The organism is Streptomyces sp., from assembly GCF_031178505.1.
GTDB classification, from domain to species: domain Bacteria; phylum Actinomycetota; class Actinomycetes; order Streptomycetales; family Streptomycetaceae; genus Streptomyces; species Streptomyces gulbargensis.
The window spans coordinates 1-18,350 of sequence record NZ_JAPSIW010000048.1; the positions used below are offsets into that span (position 1 = coordinate 1).

General features: G+C 74.5%; 17 protein-coding genes. 6 read left to right on the forward strand and 11 right to left on the reverse strand.

What is annotated here, in order from left to right; all coding sequences use genetic code 11:
- Positions 1-52: 52 nt before the first annotated feature.
- The 3 genes from RIF68_RS06525 to RIF68_RS06535 form a co-directional block, all read right to left on the reverse strand.
- The gene (locus RIF68_RS06525; RefSeq protein WP_309050170.1) at positions 53-2,245 is read right to left on the reverse strand and encodes an FG-GAP-like repeat-containing protein; all 2,193 of its coding nucleotides are present in this window, start codon (positions 2,243-2,245) and stop codon (positions 53-55) included.
- Between the two features lie 155 nt (positions 2,246-2,400).
- Entirely contained in the window at positions 2,401-3,624 is a 1,224-nt protein-coding gene (locus tag RIF68_RS06530) for an FG-GAP-like repeat-containing protein (protein ID WP_309050171.1), read from the reverse strand.
- Positions 3,625-3,720: 96 nt separating this feature from the next.
- Positions 3,721-4,701, reverse strand: coding sequence for an alpha/beta hydrolase (locus RIF68_RS06535; RefSeq protein ID WP_309050172.1), 981 nt, complete (start codon positions 4,699-4,701; stop codon positions 3,721-3,723).
- 464 nt (positions 4,702-5,165) lie between these two features.
- Between RIF68_RS06535 and RIF68_RS06540 the strand changes: the two genes are divergently transcribed.
- On the forward strand, positions 5,166-5,306 hold the full coding sequence (locus RIF68_RS06540) for a hypothetical protein (RefSeq protein WP_309050173.1): 141 nt from the start codon (positions 5,166-5,168) through the stop codon (positions 5,304-5,306).
- 82 nt (positions 5,307-5,388) lie between these two features.
- On the opposite strand, the gene RIF68_RS06545 is transcribed toward RIF68_RS06540, so the two are convergent.
- Positions 5,389-6,081: a metal-dependent transcriptional regulator gene (locus RIF68_RS06545; protein ID WP_309050174.1), complete on the reverse strand. Its 693-nt coding sequence runs from the start codon at positions 6,079-6,081 to the stop codon at positions 5,389-5,391.
- 150 nt (positions 6,082-6,231) lie between these two features.
- Between RIF68_RS06545 and RIF68_RS06550 the strand changes: the two genes are divergently transcribed.
- Complete coding sequence (locus RIF68_RS06550; RefSeq protein WP_309050175.1) at positions 6,232-6,987, forward strand: SIS domain-containing protein; 756 nt, start codon at positions 6,232-6,234, stop codon at positions 6,985-6,987.
- 52 nt (positions 6,988-7,039) lie between these two features.
- Here RIF68_RS06550 and RIF68_RS06555 read toward each other — a convergent pair whose 3' ends face one another.
- From RIF68_RS06555 to RIF68_RS06565, 3 genes are all read right to left on the reverse strand, one after another.
- On the reverse strand, positions 7,040-8,368 hold the full coding sequence (locus tag RIF68_RS06555) for a PAS domain-containing protein (protein WP_309050176.1): 1,329 nt from the start codon (positions 8,366-8,368) through the stop codon (positions 7,040-7,042).
- 113 nt (positions 8,369-8,481) lie between these two features.
- Complete coding sequence (locus tag RIF68_RS06560; protein ID WP_309050177.1) at positions 8,482-9,144, reverse strand: response regulator transcription factor; 663 nt, start codon at positions 9,142-9,144, stop codon at positions 8,482-8,484.
- Positions 9,145-9,209: 65 nt separating this feature from the next.
- Positions 9,210-10,484, reverse strand: a complete 1,275-nt coding sequence (locus RIF68_RS06565) for a histidine kinase (RefSeq protein ID WP_309050178.1) — start codon at positions 10,482-10,484, stop codon at positions 9,210-9,212.
- A gap of 107 nt (positions 10,485-10,591) precedes the next feature.
- Between RIF68_RS06565 and RIF68_RS06570 the strand changes: the two genes are divergently transcribed.
- Positions 10,592-11,539 carry an ATP-binding cassette domain-containing protein gene (locus tag RIF68_RS06570; protein WP_309050179.1) on the forward strand — a complete coding sequence of 316 codons (948 nt, stop codon included), beginning with the start codon at positions 10,592-10,594 and terminating at the stop codon, positions 11,537-11,539.
- Positions 11,540-11,541: 2 nt separating this feature from the next.
- Entirely contained in the window at positions 11,542-12,276 is a 735-nt protein-coding gene (locus tag RIF68_RS06575; RefSeq protein ID WP_309050180.1) for an ABC transporter permease, read from the forward strand.
- 322 nt (positions 12,277-12,598) lie between these two features.
- On the opposite strand, the gene pdxH is transcribed toward RIF68_RS06575, so the two are convergent.
- Positions 12,599-13,228 carry a pyridoxamine 5'-phosphate oxidase gene (gene pdxH, locus RIF68_RS06580; protein WP_309050186.1) on the reverse strand — a complete coding sequence of 210 codons (630 nt, stop codon included), beginning with the start codon at positions 13,226-13,228 and terminating at the stop codon, positions 12,599-12,601.
- A 223-nt stretch (positions 13,229-13,451) separates the two neighbouring features.
- Between pdxH and RIF68_RS06585 the strand changes: the two genes are divergently transcribed.
- Positions 13,452-14,552, forward strand: coding sequence for a citrate synthase 2 (locus RIF68_RS06585; protein WP_309050181.1), 1,101 nt, complete (start codon positions 13,452-13,454; stop codon positions 14,550-14,552).
- Here RIF68_RS06585 and RIF68_RS06590 read toward each other — a convergent pair.
- Complete coding sequence (locus RIF68_RS06590; protein ID WP_309050182.1) at positions 14,531-15,664, reverse strand: 2-oxoglutarate and iron-dependent oxygenase domain-containing protein; 1,134 nt, start codon at positions 15,662-15,664, stop codon at positions 14,531-14,533. The two genes, RIF68_RS06585 and RIF68_RS06590, sit on opposite strands and share 22 nt — an antisense overlap.
- A 367-nt stretch (positions 15,665-16,031) precedes the next feature.
- Here RIF68_RS06590 and RIF68_RS06595 point away from each other — a divergent pair, with 367 nt between their 5' ends.
- Positions 16,032-17,057 (forward strand): M4 family metallopeptidase, encoded by a 1,026-nt coding sequence (locus RIF68_RS06595; protein WP_309050183.1) that lies wholly within the window; start codon positions 16,032-16,034, stop codon positions 17,055-17,057.
- Between the two features lie 21 nt (positions 17,058-17,078).
- Here RIF68_RS06595 and RIF68_RS06600 read toward each other — a convergent pair whose 3' ends face one another.
- Positions 17,079-17,660: a TetR/AcrR family transcriptional regulator gene (locus RIF68_RS06600; RefSeq protein WP_309050184.1), complete on the reverse strand. Its 582-nt coding sequence runs from the start codon at positions 17,658-17,660 to the stop codon at positions 17,079-17,081.
- Positions 17,648-18,350: enoyl-CoA hydratase family protein (locus RIF68_RS06605; protein ID WP_309050185.1), on the reverse strand; the 703-nt coding region annotated here is incomplete at its 5' end. The genes RIF68_RS06600 and RIF68_RS06605, both read right to left, overlap by 13 nt.

An 18,350-nucleotide genomic window follows, 5' to 3' on the forward strand; every position in this document is an offset into this window, starting at 1 on the left:
GGCGGGCGCGGGAACATCCGCGCCCGCCCCCGGGCTTCGGTGCGAGCGTCCGTCAGGCGACGGGCTGGGAGCCGTCCGTCGGGATGAAGGACAGGGCGGTCTGGCGCGGCTTGAAGGGGGCCCGCCAGTCGCCCGTGCCCCGGTACAGCCAGTTGTCGGTGTGCGGGGCGAGGGCGAGGAGGTCGGCGCGGCCGTCGTCGTCGGCGTCGCCCACGCCGACGAGGTGGCTGTACGCGTTCCAGCCGGCGCCGAGCCGGGCGCGGGGCGCGAAGGTGCCGTCGCCCTTGCCGAGGTACAGCCAGAGAACGCCCGCCGTGTCGCGGGCGACGAGGTCACCGGCCGGGCCGCCCGCGAGGTCGCCGGTGGCGGTGAGGTCGTTGTAGATACCCCAGCCGGTGCCGGCCTTCTTGCGGGCGGAGAAGGGGGCGGTGGCGTTGCCGGTACCCGGGTAGAGCCAGAGACCGCCGGACCGGTCGGTGGCGAGGAGGTCGTTCTTCCCGTCGCCGGTCAGGTCGGAGCCGCCGGTGATCCCGTCGTAGATTCCCCAGCCGGTGCCCACCTTGACGCGCCCGGCGAAGCCGCCGGTGCCGGTGCCCTGGTAGAGCCAGAGCGCGCCGGAGGTGTCACGGGTCAGGAGGTCGCCCACGGCGGATCCGCCCAGGTCGCCGGTGGCCTCGATCCGGTCGTAGATGTTCCAGCCGGAGCCGAGGGAGGCCTTGGGTTCGGCGGGCATCAGCTCGCCGTACTCGGGGCTGTGGAGGGTGTCGGTGCGCCAGAGGCGGCCGGCGGCGTCCCGGGTGAGCAGGTCCGGGGTGCCGTTGTCGTTGAAGTCGTGCGGGGCGGGCTCGCGGACGACCGTGAAGGTGCCCCGCGCGTCGAGGTCCGGGCCGAGGCCGTTGGCGGGCTTCCCCGTGACGTGCCAGGTGTAGGCGCCGTTGTACGCGGCCATGGCGTGGTCGCCGAGGTGACCGTTCCAGTCGTACGTCAGCTGCCCGGAACTCGTCGTGTGGACGTAGGTGTGCGCCGTCCTCCCGGTGCGGACGTGGCGCAGGGTGACCGTCACCTGCTTCAGGTCCCGGGAGAGGTCCCAGGCGAAGCGGGCGCCGTCGGCCGCGTCGAGGTCGACGGTCCGGGGGGCGCGGTCCCCGGTGAGGACGACCTCGGTGGGCTCGCCGGTCGTGGCGACCATGACGGCCTGCGGAGTGGTGTCCCCGGTGGCGGTGATCCGGTACAGGCCCTCGCCGCGGCCGAGGAGGCCGCCGCGCACGTAGAGGCTGCCGTCGGGGGCGGCCGCGGACGAGAGCACGTGGTCGAGGAGCTTGACCGTGGTGCCGGTGGCCAGGTTGCGGGCCGTGAGGGGGTGCAGCGCGGTCTGCTGCGGGGCACGGAACCCGCCGCCCTCTCCGTACACGACCCAGCCGCCGGCCAGGCCGATCTGGAGGTCACCACTCCACACGTCGGGCAGCGGGACCTCCCGCACCTCGTCGGTGGCACGGTCCAGGACGAACAGCCTGGGCTGCTGGGTGTTGTCCCCCTCGACCCAGGCGACGTGGGTGGGGGAAACGGCACGGTCGGCGGTGGGGGCGGCCATCCCGTCCCGGATCGTGCCGACGGCGCCGGTGGTGAGGTCGACGAGGCCCCACTTGGCCGCCGTGCCCTGGGCGAAGGTGACCAGCGCGTGGTCCGGGGTGCCGGGCGCGACCTTGACACGGGTCGCGTCGGCGGGCAGGCCGGTGACCGCCGTGTTCGGCTGCGCCTCGGTGTGCTTGCGGAGGACCGTGCCGGTCCCGCCGGTGACGGTGGTGAAGACGGCGTCACCGGCCGCTCCGGCGTACTTCGGGCCGTCGGCCGCCGAGGAGAGCGGGACGTCGAGCGCGCCGAAGGTGCGCAGGTTCCGCTGGGTGACCTGGTAGAGCCCGCTGTGGACGAGGTAGTCGGTGGTGCGCGTGGACGTCTGCTCGACGCGGCCGTCGTAGGCCTGCCCACCGCCGTCCGCGTACCGCTGCCAACGGTTGAGGTTGTTCTGGTCGCGGGTCAGGAACCCGGTCACACCGGCGGCGGTCAGCGTGGCGGACCCGGGGTAGCGGACGGAGACCGGGTCTGTGGTCGTCGCGGGCGCCGTGGTCGCCGTGGTGGCGGGGGCGGCGTGCGCGGGGGTGGTGAGGACGCCCGCGCCGAGGGTGACGGCGAGGACGGTGGTGACGGCGGCGGTGAGCCGGCGTCGGACGGGACGGGCCAGAGGCACGTGCGTTTCCTCCAGGAGTCAGCAGGCGCACCGTGCGCCACACCGGATGAGACTCGCCGCGAGGCGAATGGTTGTACGAGGAAGGGGTACGGCCGCAGGCCCCCGCCCCCGGTGGAGGTGGGGGCCTGCGGTGGTGCGGACCGGAGGGCGGCGGGTCAGAAGGCGCCGTTGAGGTTCCACCAGTCGTCGGCCTCGACGGAGCCGGGCGCGATCGTGCCGGTGCCGGTGCCGGTGTACTGGACGAGGCAGCCGTCGGCGTAGCAGGCGTCGCTGTCGAAGTTCTCGTTGGTGACGGCGGTCAGGTCGTGCTTGCCGTCGCCGTTGAAGTCACCGACGCCGAGGACGGTCTCCATGGCGTTCCAGCCGCCGGAGCCGATCATGACGCGCGGGCCGAAGGCGCTGGTCCTGCCGGGGTAGAAGAACAGCTTTCCGGTGGACGCCTCGCGGGCGACCAGGTCGGGCTTGCCGTCGCCGTTCATGTCACCGGCGCCGACCAGGGCGTTCATGCCGTTCCAGCCGCCGGTGCCGAGCAGGACGCGGGCGCCGAGGGTGCCGGTGGTGGTGCCGGGGTAGAGCCACAGCTTGCCGGTGGACTTCTCGACGGCGACGAGGTCGGCGCGGGTGTCGCCGTTGAGGTCGCCGAAGGCGACGAGCCGGCTCATGGCGTTCCAGCCGCCGGTGCCGATGAGCGTGCGGGCGCCGAGGGTGCCCGTGCCGGTGCCGGGGTACAGCCACAGCTTGCCGGTGGCGGCCTCGCGGGCGATGACGTCCTCGCGGCCGTCGCGGCTGTAGTCGCCGTGCCGGATCAGGCTGTTGAAGACGTTCCAGCCGCCGGTGCCGACGAGCTTGCCCGAGCCGTCGCCGGGCAGGAACCACAGGCGGCCGGCGGTGTCGCGGACCACGACGTCGGAGACGCGGTCGGCGTTGAGGTCACCGAAGCCGGCGGCCTTGGGCGCGGTGGCCGCGTGCCAGGTCGGGTAGGCGGGGAGCACGCACTCGCGCTCGGTGGGGACGAACTTGACCGAGCTGATCGAGTCGCTGCCCGGGCCGCCCCACTCGCTGCCCGACGGGCTGGACTCGACGACCGTGACACCGCCCACGAGGCCGTGGTTCGGGTCGTCGTACAGGCAGGCGAACTTGTTGGTGCGGTTGACGACCGAGCGGAAGGTGTTGTCCCAGCTGCCCAGGGTCGGCGCGTTCGTGTTCGTCTTGTACATCGCGCCGGTGCCGTTGTCGGACTTCCAGGCACAGAAGTATCCCGACGGGCAGTCGCCGACCGCGGCCTGGGCCGGCGCCGCGCCCGCGCCGACCATGCCCAGCGACGTGAGCCCCAGCGCCGTGACCGTGGTGACGAGGCGCCGCAGCAGTGAAGTGCGCAAAGTCTCTCCTTTTTGAGAACGGCGCGGAGATGGTCTCGACGCGCCGCGGGAGCGGACCCTACCCGGCGGCGCGCGGGCCGGTGACGGCGGGGTGCCTCAGGCCGTCAGGACCCCGGTGAGGAAGGGCTCGACGGTCTCGGCCCAGGCCTCGGGGTGCTCGTAGTGGAGGAGGTGCCCGGCGTCCGGTATCTCCGCGTACGCCCCCCGGGGCAGGACCCGGACCATCTCCTGGGCCTCGGCGCGTCCCAGTTCACCGTCCAGGCCGCGCACGACGAGGGCCGGGCACCGGACCTGGGCGAGGGAGTCCCAGTGGGCGTCGTGCACCCAGGTCTCGCGGGAGGTCAGCATCTGGGCCGGGTCGAAGACCGGGCGCCAGCCGTCCGCGTGGGCGGCCATCACCTCGGCGAAGAAGGCGCCACGGGCGGGGTGGGGGCGCTCGACCCAGGGGTCCTCCTCGCCGAACCAGCGGCGGACGGCGTCGAGGGACGGGAAGGGCACGGGCCAGCCGCGGAACCAGTCCTGCCAGGCGCGCTGGGAGGCGGCACCGAGGGCGGAGGCCCGCATGTCGCAGATGACGAGGGCGCGGACCAGGTCGGGGCGTTCGGCCGCCAGCTGCCAGGCGGTGAGGGCGCCCATGGAGTGGCCGACGAGGGTGACCGGGCCGAGGCCGAGCTGCTCGACGGCGGCGGCCGCGTCCGCGACGTACGCCTCGCGGGTGAAGGGGCCCTCGGGGGGCTTGTCGCTGGCTCCGTGGCCGCGCTGGTCCAGGGCGACGACGCGGTGGCCGCCCGTCAGGGCGCGGGCGGCCCGCGCCCAGTGGCCGGCGTGGCCCATGAGGCCGTGGAGGAGCAGGACGCCGGGACCGGCGGCGGGGGCGGGGCGCCGGGCGGTCTCCCGCCCCTGGGGGTCCGTGGGCTCCGGACCGGCCTGCGCGGGCAGGGCGGTGCCGTGCGGAGCACCGTGCGGTACGGCCCCCGGGGGCGCCTGGCGGCCGGTCCGCGCGGCGGTCCGGGGCGTGAAGTCCCAGGCCGCCAGGCGTACGCCGTCGGCCCCGGTGACGTCGAGTCGTCGCGCCATCCCTGGCACCCCCTCTTTCCCGTCCAACCACGCCAGACTATCGAACTCGCATTCGAAAATGCGCTCCTGCCGCCCAACACCCCTCGTTCGAGTGACACGGCTCAAGGATTGACACCCGCTGCCGAGGGGAGATCTTCAGCGGGAGGCGGACCGCTCGGGGAAATCGGTCCGAAGGGAACGACCTTGAGAGCTCGGGGCTCCAGGTCGGAACTGGGGAGGACAGGCCCCGGCGCCCCAGGGCGCCGGGGCCCCGTAGCGTCCGGCGGCCCCCCACGCCCGGGGAGTCCGGCAGTCGGCGTACGGCCCTCGCCGGTCGCATGGCCCCACCCCTCCCGGCATCCCTACGGTCGCGCGGCACGCGGTTCGCTCCAGCGTGGCACGCCGAGGACGTACGCGGGGCCATTCCGGCGTAAAACGGGGCGCCCGGCGGGCCGTCACCCCGCGGGCCGAGGCGATACCTCTTCGTGACCCGCCCCCCGTGCAACCGGATCGCCTCCGCACGCGTCCGGGGAACGTGGACCGTGGTGAAGCACGCCCTCCACCTCGTCCTCGGCCTCGGCATCCTCGCGCTCGGCGTGCGGGGCATCGCCGCCCCCTACCTCTGACCGAGGGGCGCCGCCCCGGCCCGGGCGCGCGAAAGGGGTGCCACGGGGGCACCCCTCACGCGTCCGCCGGCCGTCGCCGGAGTCAGCGCTTGGCGACGAAGACGTGCGACGCGACGTCCGCCTCCAGCTCGGCGGCCTCGCCGCTGGAGCCGACCAGGACACCGCCCGGCGACTCGCGCACGGAGACGACCGACCCGGGCTGCACGCCCGCGCGGCGCAGGGTGTACATCAGCTGCGCGTCCGTCTGGATCGGCTCGCCGATGCGTCGGACGACCACCGTCTTGCCCTCGCCGCTCGCGTCCAGCTCCGCCAGCGAGACCATCGAGTCGTCCAGGAAGGACTCCGCCTCCGCCTTCTCGCCCAGCTCCTCCAGGCCCGGGATCGGGTTCCCGTACGGCGATTCGGTCGGGTGGCGCAGCAGCTCCAGGACCCTGCGCTCCACCGCCTCGCTCATCACGTGCTCCCAGCGGCAGGCCTCGGCGTGGACCTGCTCCCACTCCAGGCCGATGACGTCGACGAGGAGACACTCCGCCAGCCGGTGCTTGCGCATGACCCGGGTGGCGAGGCGGCGGCCCTCGTCCGTCAGCTCCAGGTGGCGGTCACTCGCCACGGCCACCAGGCCGTCGCGCTCCATCCGGGCCACGGTCTGGCTCACCGTCGGGCCGCTCTGGTCGAGCCGCTCGGCGATCCGGGCGCGCATCGGGACCACACCTTCCTCCTCCAGCTCGAGGATGGTGCGGAGATACATCTCCGTTGTGTCGATCAGTCCGGACATACATGCCCCTCGATGAGTCGTGCGCTGGCCCTCCACCAATTCTGACGCATCGCAACGGCAACCGGGTCTCACGGAGGTGTCGCGGTATTGACAGAGCAAAGGTCCAGACCGCACCGTGAGCGGCGACCACGAGCAGAAGGAGTCGCCGCCATGGGCGAGAGCAAGCTGGCCGGACAGTTCTTCGACGCCGCGATCGGCCTGCTCCAGCGGGTCCGGGACGAGGACTCCGCCGAGATCGCCGAGGCCGGGGCCGTGATCGCCGGGGCCGTGGCCGACGGCAACCGCCTCTTCGCCTTCGGCGCCGGTCACTCCTCCCTCGCCGCCCAGGACGTGGTGTACCGGGCCGGCGGCCTCGCCCTCGTGAACCTGCTGGCCGTGCCCGGGGTCGTCGGCGTCGACGTCATGCCCGCGACGCTCGGTTCCGCCCTGGAACGGGTGGACGGGCTCGCCGGCGCCGTCCTCGACTCGTCCCCCGCCAAGCCCGGGGACGTCCTGATCGTCGTCTCGCTCTCCGGGCGCAACGCCCTGCCGGTCGAGATGGCGATGAACGCCCGCGCGCTCGGACTCAAGGTCATCGGCGTCACCTCGGTCGCGTACGCCACGGAGACCCGGTCCCGTCACGTGTCGGGGACGTACCTCAAGGACCACTGCGACGTCGTCCTCGACTCGAAGATCGCCGTCGGTGACGCCGAGCTGACCCACGAGGGTGTCGAGGCGCCCTTCGCGCCCGCGTCGACCGTCGTCACCAGCGCCCTCATGCAGGCGGTCATGGCGGCGGCGGCCGAGGAACTGGTCCGGCGGGGCATCGAGCCGCCGCTGCTGCGCTCGGGGAACGTCGACGGCGGCCACGAGTGGAACGGCCGCGTCATGACCGAGTACGCCGACCGGATCTTCTACCGCCGCTGAGCCGGTACGGAGCCGGGCGGCACCGCCCGTACCGCCCGGCCCCGCCCCGCCGTCAGCCGTCCGCGGGCACCAGGTCGAGCACCGCCGCGAGCCGGGACGCGACCGTCTCGCCGTACGTCACGTCGTGGCGGTCGAAGGCCGCGCGCCCGGCCGACCGCAGGAAGGTGAGCACGCCGAGCGTCCGGCCCCGGGAGCGCAGCACCACGCACAGGGCGTGCGCCACACCGCCCGGCCACTGGTGGGCGTCCGCCCACACCTCCGCCGTACGGCCCGCGCTCACCCGCACCGCGCCCGCCCGGTCCCACGCCTGGAGCGCCGGGTGGGCGGGGCCGTACCGCAGCGGGATGCCGCCGCCGGTGACCGGCGCGGACGGGCCGGGCACGGCGGGCGGGGTGGCCAGGGCGCGGGTGAGACGCCGCTCGCCCGCCACCCGGTCCACGAGGGCGTGGTCCGCGAAACCGGGCAGGGCGAAGTCCAGCAGGAGCGCCGCCGCCTCGGCGGGGTCCTCGCACTCGGCGGCCGCCTGCCCCGCCCGGTGCGACTGGCTCCACCGGAAGCGCATCCGGTCGGCCTCCCGGGCCGCCAGCCGCTCCTCCGTCACGTCCTGGAACAGCCAGGCCACGCCCAGCGGCACCGGCTCCTCCGTGAGCGGCGAGGCCAGCCGCAGGAAGGCGCTGTGCCAGCAGCGCCGGCGGTCCCCGCCGGGCCCGGCGACCGTCACCCACACGTCGGCGGGCGCGGGCGGGGTGCCCTCGGCGAGGACGTGCTGGAGGGCGCCCTCCAGTTCCTCGACGCCCTGCCGCACCACGTCCCCGAGCGGGCGGCCCAGCAGGGCGGCGCGCGCCGTGCCGATGGCGCGGGCGGCGTGCCCGTTGACCACCGCCGGACGCAGGTCGGCGTCGGCGAGGACCAGACCCCAGGGCGCGTCCCCGAACAGGACCTCGCTCAGGGCGACGGACCGCTCCAGGTCGACCTGGACGTGGACCTCGCTGAAGGCGCAGTACACCCCGGCGGGAGCGCCGTCCGCGCCGCGCACCCCGGCGGACTGGCTGCGCACCAGGACGCGCCCGCCGTCCTTGCGCAGCAGGGCGAGGTCGTGGACCTGCCGGCCCGGGGTGCTCATGGCGCGCATCAGCCGGGCCAGGATGTCCTCGGCGTCGGCGCTGCGCGCCGCCCAGCCGGCGAAGCCGCGCCGTCCGACGGCCTCCGCCGCGGGCCAGCCGAGGATGCGTTCGGCCTCGCGGTTCCAGTGGGTCACCGTCCCGTCGGCGTCGAAGGCGCAGAGCGCCGCGTCCATGCCGTCGAGCAGCGCGGCCAGCAGATCGGCGCCCGCTCCCGGCACGGGCGCGGTGTCGCTCGTGGACTCCGTGAAGGCACTCACGTCGGCACTCCCCCCGTAACCCCCCTGGTCATCCCTGGTGAGACCATTCAACTGGAACGTGACACAGGACACACCGGGTTCGCCGAAATCCTTGCGCGATCCGAGCGCGGTGCTCAGCCCGGGGAGACGAAGCCCGACTCGTACGCGGCGATGACCGCCTGCGTGCGGTCCCGGGCCCCCAGCTTCGCCAGGACGGCGCTCACATGGGACTTGACGGTCTCCGTGCCCACCACCAGGCGGGCGGCGATCTCCGCGTTCGTCAGACCACGGGCCATGAGCCGCAGGACCTCCGCCTCGCGCTCGGTGAGCCGCGCCCGCTCCAGGGCCGTCCGGGCCGCCGCGCCGCCGCTCCCCCGGCCGTACGAGGCGGCCAACCGCCGTACCGCCGCCGGGAAGAGGAGGGAGTCGCCCTCGGCCACCAGCCGGACGGCGTTCACGATCTCGGCCGGGCGGGCCCGTTTGAGGAGGAACCCGTCGGCGCCCGCGCGCAGCGCCCCGTACACGTACTCGTCGTTCTCGAAGGTGGTCACCACGACGATCTTCGGCGGGTCCTGGACCGTGCGGAGCACCGCCTCGGTCGCCTCGATGCCGTCCATCAGGGGCATGCGGACGTCCATGGCGACGACGTCGGGGCGCAGGCTGCGGACGAGGGGGATGACGGCGGCCCCGTCGGCCGCCTCGCCCACCACCTCGATGTCCGGCTGTGCGTCGAGGACGGCACGCAGGCCCGCCCGTACGAGCGGCTCGTCGTCGACGAGGAGGACGGTGATCGGCATCCGGTCAGCGTAGGCGGTGCCGGACGGCTCCGGCCGGCGCAAGGGAGCGGCGGCGTACGGCTCCGTCAGCGGAGGGGGAGGTCGACGCGGAGGAGCCAGGCGTCGCCGTCGCGGCCCGCGTGGGCCGAACCGCCGAGGAGCGCGGCCCGTTCCCGGATCCCGCGCAGACCGCTGCCCGTGCCCGCCCCCGTCCGGGCGTGTGTGCCCAGCGAGTTGCGGACCTCGAGGCGGAGCCGGGCGTCCTCCACGGCGATGCGGACGTCCACGGGGACCTGGCCCGCGTGCCGCAGCACGTTCGTGAGGCCTTCCTGCAGCATCCGGTACGCCTCGCGGGAGACCGGGCCCGGTACGTGCTCCAGCGGGCCCGTCACCTCGGCGCCGACCCGGGCGCCCGAGGAGCGCGCGGAGTCGAGGAGGCGGTCCGCCTCGGCCAGGCCCGGTCGGGAACCGGGCGGCCCGCCCGTCTCGCGCAGCAGGAGCAGCACCCGCTCCAGGTCCTCCAGGGCCGCGCGGCCCGTCTCCTCGATCGCCTCCAGGGCCCGGTCGGTGAACCCCGGATCCGCGGCGGCCCGCGCGGCCCCGGCCTGCACCACCGCCAGGGTGAGGGCGTGTCCCAGGGAGTCGTGCAACTCCCGGGCGATGCGGTTGCGTTCGAGGATCCGCTCGGTGCGCTCCTCCAGGGCCGCCAGACGCTCCCCGACCGACGGACCGAGGAGGCGGCGGGCGGCCCCGGCCATCAGCTCGCCGCCGGTGACGACCACGGCGACGAGGGCGAGGACGGGCAGCGGGGCGAGGGCGGCGGCGGCCGGGCCACCGGTGGGCGACGGCAGGGGCGCGCCCGCGAGCGGGTCCTCCACGACCGTCCCGGCCAGCGTCAGGGCGACCTGCGGCAGCCACACCGACAGGAACACGGTGGCCAGGCCCGCCTCGGCCCGCAGGACCAGCCAGGCGGCCGTCCTCGCCCGGTCCGTCCACGAGGCGGAGGGGACGGCCGAGACGCCGGGGTCCCCGGCCGGGACTCCGGCGCTGCCGCCGTCGCCCTCGCCGGCCCGTACGCGCGTGTCGGGCCCGCCGCGAGGCGTCCGCACGCGCGCGTGGGCCCCGGGGAACAGCATCAGCCGCGCCTGGAGCCCCTCCGCGCGCCGGACCGACGGGACCAGGGCCACCGCCGCGAGCAGCGGAACCGGCAGGAGCGCGACCAGCGCCCAGCCGGCCGGGCCGGGGTCGGCGAGGCCGGGATGGATCAGACCGCAGCCGAGCGGGACGACCGCCCCCACCAGGAGGTGGAGCCAGCGGGTGTAGGTGACCGCGCGGAGCAGCGGCCGCAGGGGTCCGGGCATCCCTCCATCCTGGCAGCGCGGCCCCGGCGGGCGGCTCCCCCGCCCGGGGGAGGCGCTCTCCCCGCGCGGGGGATGGCCGGAGACGGTCCGGCGGCGAGGCTGGGGCCATGACCAGCATCCACGTCACGGACCTCACGAAGGAGTACGGCGGCAAGCGGGCCGTGGACCGGCTCACCTTCACCGTCGAACCGGGCCGCGTCACCGGCTTCCTCGGCCCCAACGGGGCGGGGAAGTCCACGACGATGCGGCTCGTGCTCGGCCTCGACCGGCCGGCCTCCGGGACCGCCACGGTCGGCGGCCGGGCCTACACGGCGCTCGACGAGCCCCTCCGTACGGTCGGCGCCCTGCTCGACGCGCAGGCGGCCCACGCCTCCCGGACCGCGCGGGACCACCTGCGGGCCCTCGCCGTCAGCAACCGGATCCCGGCCCGGCGGGTGGACGAGGTGCTGGAGGAGACCGGGCTGGCGAGCGCCGCCCGGCGCCGCGTCCGCGTCTTCTCGCTCGGCATGCGCCAGCGCCTCGGCATCGCCGCCGCGCTCCTCGGCGACCCCGCCGTCCTCCTGCTGGACGAGCCGTCCAACGGGCTCGACCCGGAGGGGATCGTCTGGATCCGCGAGCTGCTGCGCCGGCTCGCCGGGGAGGGGCGCACGGTCCTGGTCTCCAGCCATCTGATGAACGAGACGGCGACCTTCGCCGACCATCTCGTCGTCCTCGGCCGGGGCCGGCTCCTCGCCGACGTCCCGATGCGGGACTTCATCGACGCCCACAGCCACGCGCGCGTGCGGGTGCGCACCGGTGATCCCGTCCTGCTGCGGGCCGCGCTCGCGCGCCAGGGGTACGCCGTCGCCGACGGCGCCGACGGCGACGGCCGCTGGCTCGTGGAGGGCGCGACCGCCGAACAGGTCGGGGCCGTCGCCGCCCGGGAGGGCGTCCCCGTGTTCGAACTGGCCGACGAACGCGCCTCCCTGGAGCAGGCGTACCTCGCGCTCACGACGGACGCCGGCGCCGCCGAGTTCGCCGCCGCCCCCCGTACGACGCCGACGCGGGAGGTCTGACCGTGTCCCCCACCGCCGTGCTCCACTCCGAGTGGATCAAGATCAGATCGGTCCGGTCGAGCTTCGGGGCGCTCCTCGCCGTCTTCGCCGTCGCGCTGGTCTTCAACGTGCTCCTGTACGCCACCGTGGGCGGCCCGGAGCCGGACGGCGCGGGAGACCCGGTCGCCGACGCCCTCTTCCAGATCACCTTCGCGCAGATCGCCGCCATCGCCTTCGGCGCGACGGCCGTCTCGTCGGAGTACGTCCACGGGGCGGTGCGGAACTCGCTCGCCGCCGTGCCCCACCGGAGCCTCTTCTTCGCGGCGAAGACGGCGGTCGTGGCCGTGGCCGCCCTCGGCACGGGGCTCGTGACCGCGTTCGTCACCTTCTTCTCGGGGCAGGCCTTCGCGGGCGAGCACGCCATCGGGCTCGGTGAGCCGGGGGCGCTGAGGGCCTGCGTCGGCGCGGGCCTCTACCTCGCCCTGATCGCGCTGTTCGCGGCGGGCCTGACGTTCCTGCTGCGCAGCGCGGTGGCGGTGATGAGCCTGCTGATCCCGTTCCTGCTCATGGTCTCCTTCGTGGTCGGGGACGTCTCGGCGGGTGTCGCCGACTACCTGCCGGACCGCGCCGGGCGGCAGATCCTCCACCAGGACCCGGTCGGGGCGCTCGGCCCGTGGGCGGGGCTCGGTGTGACGGCGCTGTGGGCGGTGGCGGCGCTCCTCGCCGGCTGGTGGGCGGTCACGCGGCGGGACGCCTGACGGGCGCCCGGCAGGCGCCGCGAATAAATCCCTTGAGCGGACGCGGGAGTGTTCTTAGGGTGGGGGTACACGCGAAAGGAGGTGATCCGAAAACATGATTTCTTTTCGGACTCGTGAGGTGACTGCGGGCTGAGGCCTGCCGTCGCACTCTGTGCACCTCGGCAGGCCCTCTGCCGAACACCAACGCAGTCACCCGACCCGTGAGTCGCCGGTCAGTCCGGCCGGCTCCTGTCCGAACCTAGGCGGACGGGACCAAGGCTCACGGGTCGTTCGCGTTTCCCGGGCCGTCCCGGCCGCTGGGCTTTCCGGACCGTCCCCGGCCTCAGGGGCAGAGGCGCTCGACGTACCAGGAGCCGTCCTCGGCGCGCGCGTACCGCAGCCGGTCGTGCAGCCGGTTCTCGTGGCCCTGCCAGAACTCCACCGTGTCCGGGACGACCCGGAAGCCGCCCCATTCCGGGGGCACCGGAACCTCCTGGCCGTCGGGGTAGCGGGCGGCGAGGTCGGCGTACCGGGCGAGGAGTTCGGCGCGGGAGCCGATCACCCGGGACTGGTCACTGGCCCACGCCCCGAGCTGGGAGCCGTGCGGCCGGGTCCGGAAGTAGGCGGCGGTCTCCTCGCGGCCGGTGCGGGCGGCGCGGCCGGTGACGATGACCTGGCGGGCCAGCGGGTGCCAGGGGAACAGCAGCGCGACGTGCGGGTTGGCGGCCAGCTCGGTGCCCTTGCGGGAGCCGTAGTTGGTGAAGAAGACGAATCCGGCCTCGTCGTAGTGCTTGAGCAGGACCGTACGGGAGGAGGGGCGGCCGTCCGGCGTCGCGGTGGAGACGACCATCGCGTTGGGCTCGTGGATCGCCGGATCGGCGGCGGTCTCCTTGAACCAGCGCGCGAACTGGGCGATCGGGTCGGGCGCGAGATCGGCCGGATGGAGCTCCATCGTGCGGTACTGCTCGCGCATGTCGGCGGGGTCCGGGGCGTCGGTCACGGGATCATCCTGCCGCAGCGGCCGAGTCTGCCCGGCACCGCGTGCGGTTAACCCTCCCTCGCCGGTTCGGCGCAGTGTGCCGGATGTCACGCTTCCCCGCATCATCGGAACCGTACAGACTCTTCGGTCGGACGACTGTTGAATCCCGCCATCGACCGTGACCCGGTTGATCGATCATCGATAGAGGAGCCGCCTGATGTCCGACTTCGTACCCGGGCTCGAGGGAGTCGTCGCGTTCGAGACGGAGATCGCCGAACCCGACAAGGAGGGCGGCGCGCTCCGCTACCGCGGCGTCGACATCGAGGATCTCGTCGGCCACGTCTCCTTCGGCAACGTGTGGGGCCTGCTCGTCGACGGCGCCTTCAACCCCGGTCTGCCGCCCGCCGAGCCCTTCCCGATCCCCGTCCACTCCGGCGACATCCGCGTGGACGTGCAGTCCGCGCTCGCGATGCTCGCGCCGGTCTGGGGCCTCAAACCGCTCCTGGACATCTCCGCCGAGGAGGCGCGTGACGACCTCGCCCGCGCCGCCGTCATGGCCCTCTCGTACGTCGCCCAGTCGGCGCGCGGCCAGGGGCTGCCGATGGTGCCGCAGAGCGAGATCGACAAGGCGCAGTCGGTGGTCGAGCGGTTCATGATCCGCTGGCGCGGTGAGCCCGACCCGAAGCACGTGAAGGCCGTCGACGCGTACTGGACCTCGGCCGCCGAGCACGGCATGAACGCGTCCACCTTCACCGCCCGTGTCATCGCCTCCACCGGCGCGGACGTGGCGGCGGCGCTGTCCGGCGCCGTCGGCGCGATGTCCGGCCCGCTGCACGGCGGCGCGCCCTCGCGGGTCCTCGGCATGATCGAGGAGATCGAGCGCACCGGTGACGCGACGGCGTACGTGAAGCAGGCCCTCGACAAGGGCGAGCGCCTGATGGGCTTCGGCCACCGCGTCTACCGCGCCGAGGACCCGCGCGCCCGCGTCCTGCGCCGCACGGCCAAGGAGCTGGCGGCGCCGCGCTTCGAGGTGGCCGAGGCGCTGGAGAAGGCGGCGCTGGAGGAGCTGCACAACCGTCGCCCGGACCGCGTCCTGGCGACGAACGTCGAGTTCTGGGCGGCGATCGTCCTGGACTTCGCCGAGGTCCCGGCGCACATGTTCACGTCGATGTTCACGTGCGCCCGGACGGCCGGCTGGTCGGCGCACATCCTGGAGCAGAAGCGCACCGGCCGCCTGGTCCGTCCCTCGGCCCGCTACACGGGTCCCGGCCAGCGGGACCCGCGCGAGATCGAGGGCTACGCCGACATCGCCGGCTGACCCTCGGGGTGCAGGAGCAGCTCCGCGTGGTGGCGGGCCGCCACCAGCGGGTGGGCGCGGAGCTTGCCCTTCAGGGCGTTGTAGCCGTACTCGGCGAACAGCGGGTTCGCCGGGTCGGCCGTGACGCCGGGGGCCTGTGAGGCGTACGGGAATTCGAGCGGGGCGATCCGGGCGTCGAGCCGCGGGTTGTAGAAGAACGGGACGGAGAAGCGTTCCGTCGCGCCGGGCGGGGAGACCACCCGGTGGTTGGTGGCGACGAGGTAGCCGTTGGTGGCGACTTCGAGGAGTTCGCCGAGGTTGACGACGAAGGCGCCGGGCAGCGGCGGCACGTCGTGGAAGTTCCCGTCCTCCCGCTGGACCTGGAGGCCGCCGACCTGGTCCTGGAGCAGCAGGGTCAGGAATCCGTAGTCCTTGTGGGCGCCGACGCCCTGGTCGTCGCCCTCGCCGCTGCTGCCCGGGTAGCGCACCAGCTTGAGCTGCGGGTGGGCGTGGGGGCCGAAGATGTCGTCGTAGAAGTCCGCGGGCGCGCCGATGGAGGCGAGCAGCTCGTGCAGGAGACGGGCGGCGACACCGCTGAGCCGGTCGATCCAGTGGAGCGCGGCGGTGCGGAGCCCGGGGAGGGCGGCGGACCACTGGTTGGGGCCTTCGAGCCACCAGTAGGGGGCTTCCCAGGGGGCGGGGGTGTGCGCGGGGCGCTCGGCGCCGATGTCGAGCTGGTCGCGCCAGTCGCGGGCACCCTGGGTGCGCTCGTCGCCGATGCGGGTGTAGCCGCGGAAGTGCGGCGAGTTGATGTTGTCCAGGGCGAGCCGGTCGGCCTCGGGGAGGGCGAAGAAGGCGCGCATGGCGGTGATGAGGGCCTGCGTCTCGGCCTCGGTCACGCCGTGTCCGACGAGCTGGAAGAAGCCGACGTCGTGGGCGGCCGAGTGGAGCTGGGCGTGCAGGAGCCGACGGGCCTGGGGACCCCGGCCGGCGGCGGAGAGGTCGACGATCGGGAGCTGTGAGGCGTACGAGCTGCGCGGGGCGGCGGGGGCCGCCGGGGCGCCGGGGCGGGAGGCGGCACGGGTGCCGGGGGTCGCCGGGGCGGGGGTGCCGAGGGTGCTGCTGTGGGTCATGGGTGCGTCCGCGGGGTGTACGGGTGCCCGGGGCGGCCGCCAGGAGTGGGGCGGGGGCCGCGGGTGCCGGTCGACAGGGCTCGGATGAGGGACCCGGCGGGGTGACGGAGGTGACGGCCCCGGCAGGTCAGGCGGAGCGGCGACAGCTCATGCTCGTGACGCGGACGAAGTCCACGTGGCGGCGGCGTACGAGCAGAGGCATGCGACCAGGGTACTGCGGGCGGGCCCCCGCGCCTGTGGTCCGGGTCACAGTGCGGCGAGGGGCGCGGACCTGTTCAAAGCGGCGGCGGTGCGCGAAGATCGCCGCCACGCATGACACGCCCATGCCAATCATCTCGTCGCCGCGTCCCCGCGCAGGAGGATGTCCATGTCCCGCCGCCGCTCGTTCCGTGGCCTGGTCGCCGCGACCGTCGCCACCACCGCCCTGCTCCCGCTCACGGGGGCGAGCGCCGCGCCCCTGCCCCAGGGCCGGGTCTTCATGGTGAACCCCGTCCAGTCCACCGGCGACCAGACCCTCGCCGACCACAAGGACGCGGCCACCGACGTGCCCGCCTCCGCCTACGCCCTGGCCACCCTGCGCAACCTCGACGCGAGCGGCACCCTGTCCGGGAAGTGGGTCACCGTCCGCTCGGAGACCGGCGCCCCCGCGAAGGTCGCCGACGCCGCCTCCTACGACCGCTCCCAGGACCAGTTCGAGCAGGTCATGGCGTACTTCTGGGTCAACGAGGGCCAGGAGTACCTCCAGGGCCTCGGCTTCGGCACCGAACTGCCCGGCGCCAACGACCGGGTGCAGCCGGTGCGGCTCAACCAGTGGGGCGCCGACAACTCGTACTTCACCGACAAGAAGGCGGAGATCCGCTTCGGCAAGGGCGGGGTGGACGACGCCGAGGACGCCGAGGTGATCCTGCACGAGTACGGGCACGCCGTGCACCACGCGCAGGTCCCCGGCTTCGGCACCTCCGTCGAGGCCGGCTCGATCGGCGAGGCCTTCGGCGACTACCTCGCCGTCGCGGTCGGCACCCACGCCGCCGCGAAGTACGGCTGGCCCGTGAAGGCCGAGCAGGCCTGCGTCGCCGACTGGGACGCCACCGGCTACAGCGAGGCCCCGCACTGCCTGCGCCGTCTGGACAGCGCGAAGACGTACGCGGACCGGGAGGGCGAGGTCCACGCGGACGGCGAGATCTGGTCGCGCGCCCTCTTCGACATCCGCGCGTCCCTCGGCGCCCGCACGGCCGACCGGATCATCGTGAACGCCCAGTTCGGCTTCGCCCCCGACACCAGCTTCGAGGCCGCGGCCCGTACGACGGTCGCGACGGCCCAGCGGATGTACGGCACGGCGGCGGCGGACGCGGTACGGAGCGCCTTCCGCGCCCGGCAGATCCCCGGGATCTAGCCCGAGCACCGGCTGCTCGCGTTACTTCTCCAGGGCCTCGCCGACCAGGCGGGCCCACTGGGACACCACCCGTTCGCGGCGGGGCGTGTCGTCGGTGAGGAGGGTGGCGAGGCCCAGGCCGCGGGCCATGTCGAGGAGGCCCTGGACGGTCTCCCGGGCGCCGGGCCGGGACTCGTCGGCGCCGAGCAGTTCGACGGCGATGCGGTGGGACTCGCGGCCCACGCGGGCCTCCAGCTCGGCGACCCGGTCGCGGAGCTGGTCCTCGTGGGCGGCGGCCACCCACAGCTGGAGCGCGGCCCGGAAGAGGGGACCGGTGTAGAGGGCGACGATGCCGGCGACGGCCTCCTCGCGGTCGCGGGCCGGCAGGGCGCGCAGGGCCTGGGAGCGTTCCTCGGCGACGTACTCGACGGCCGCGGTGAACAGGTCCTCGCGGGTCGGGAAGTGGTGCTGGGCGGCGCCCCGGGAGACGCCGGCCCGTTCGGCGACGACGGCCACCGTGGAACCCGCCCAGCCGTGCTCGGCCAGGCAGGACACGGCGGCCTCCAGGAGCCGCCGCCGGGTGGCGCGGCTCCGGTCCTGCTTGGGTGCGGTCACAGCCGCCATGCGGGGTCCCGTCGTTCGAGGAAGGCCGTCATCCCTTCGCGTGCTTCGGCGGAGGCGAACAGCGTCGCCGACCTCTGCACGAGGTCCTCCGCATCGCGTTCGAAGGTCTCCAGGACTCTAGCGGTGACCAGCCGCTTCGCCTCGCGCAGACCCTGCGGGGAGGCCGCGCGCAGGGCGTCGAGGATGCCGTCGAGCGCCTCCTCGCCGGCCGTGACGAGCCCCATGGTGACGGCCTCGGGGACGCCGAAGCGTTCGCCGGTGAGGTAGTGGCGGGTGGCGGCGCGCGGTTCCAGGCGCGGCAGCAGGGTGAGGGAGACGACGGCGGGCGCGACCCCGAGCCGTACCTCGGTGAGGGCGAAGTCTGCCCCCTCGCCCGCCAGCACGATGTCGCAGGCGCCGAGGATGCCGAGCCCGCCCGCGCGGGTGTGGGAGCCGGCGGTGACGTGGGCGACGACGGGTTTCGGCAGTTCGACGATCCGCCGGAGCAGGTCGACGAAGGCGTACGGACTCGGCGGCGCCTTCAGGTCGGCGCCCGCGCTGAAGGTGGTGCCGGTGTGGGTGAGGACGACGGCCCGGACGGCCGGGTCCTTCGCGCAGGCCGCCAGGGCGTCGGAGAGTTCGCCGACGAGGGGCGCGGAGAGGGCGTTGCGGGTGGCCGGGGAGTCGAGGGCGAGGGTGGCGATGCCCCGC

Excerpts from the sequence above, each read along its gene's own strand:
- RIF68_RS06570 (WP_309050179.1), top strand. The coding sequence starts at position 10,592 with ATGACCAGCATCCACGTCACGGACCTCACGAAGGAGTACGGCGGCAAG.
- RIF68_RS06565 (WP_309050178.1), bottom strand. The coding sequence starts at position 10,484 with ATGCCCGGACCCCTGCGGCCGCTGCTCCGCGCGGTCACCTACACCCGC.
- RIF68_RS06545 (WP_309050174.1), bottom strand. The coding sequence starts at position 6,081 with ATGTCCGGACTGATCGACACAACGGAGATGTATCTCCGCACCATCCTC.
- RIF68_RS06585 (WP_309050181.1), top strand. The coding sequence starts at position 13,452 with ATGTCCGACTTCGTACCCGGGCTCGAGGGAGTCGTCGCGTTCGAGACG.
- pdxH (WP_309050186.1), bottom strand. The coding sequence starts at position 13,228 with ATGCGCGAGCAGTACCGCACGATGGAGCTCCATCCGGCCGATCTCGCG.
- RIF68_RS06535 (WP_309050172.1), bottom strand. The coding sequence starts at position 4,701 with ATGGCGCGACGACTCGACGTCACCGGGGCCGACGGCGTACGCCTGGCG.
- RIF68_RS06550 (WP_309050175.1), top strand. The coding sequence starts at position 6,232 with ATGGGCGAGAGCAAGCTGGCCGGACAGTTCTTCGACGCCGCGATCGGC.
- RIF68_RS06560 (WP_309050177.1), bottom strand. The coding sequence starts at position 9,144 with ATGCCGATCACCGTCCTCCTCGTCGACGACGAGCCGCTCGTACGGGCG.
- RIF68_RS06600 (WP_309050184.1), bottom strand. The coding sequence starts at position 17,660 with ATGGCGGCTGTGACCGCACCCAAGCAGGACCGGAGCCGCGCCACCCGG.
- RIF68_RS06595 (WP_309050183.1), top strand. The coding sequence starts at position 16,032 with ATGTCCCGCCGCCGCTCGTTCCGTGGCCTGGTCGCCGCGACCGTCGCC.
- RIF68_RS06590 (WP_309050182.1), bottom strand. The coding sequence starts at position 15,664 with ATGACCCACAGCAGCACCCTCGGCACCCCCGCCCCGGCGACCCCCGGC.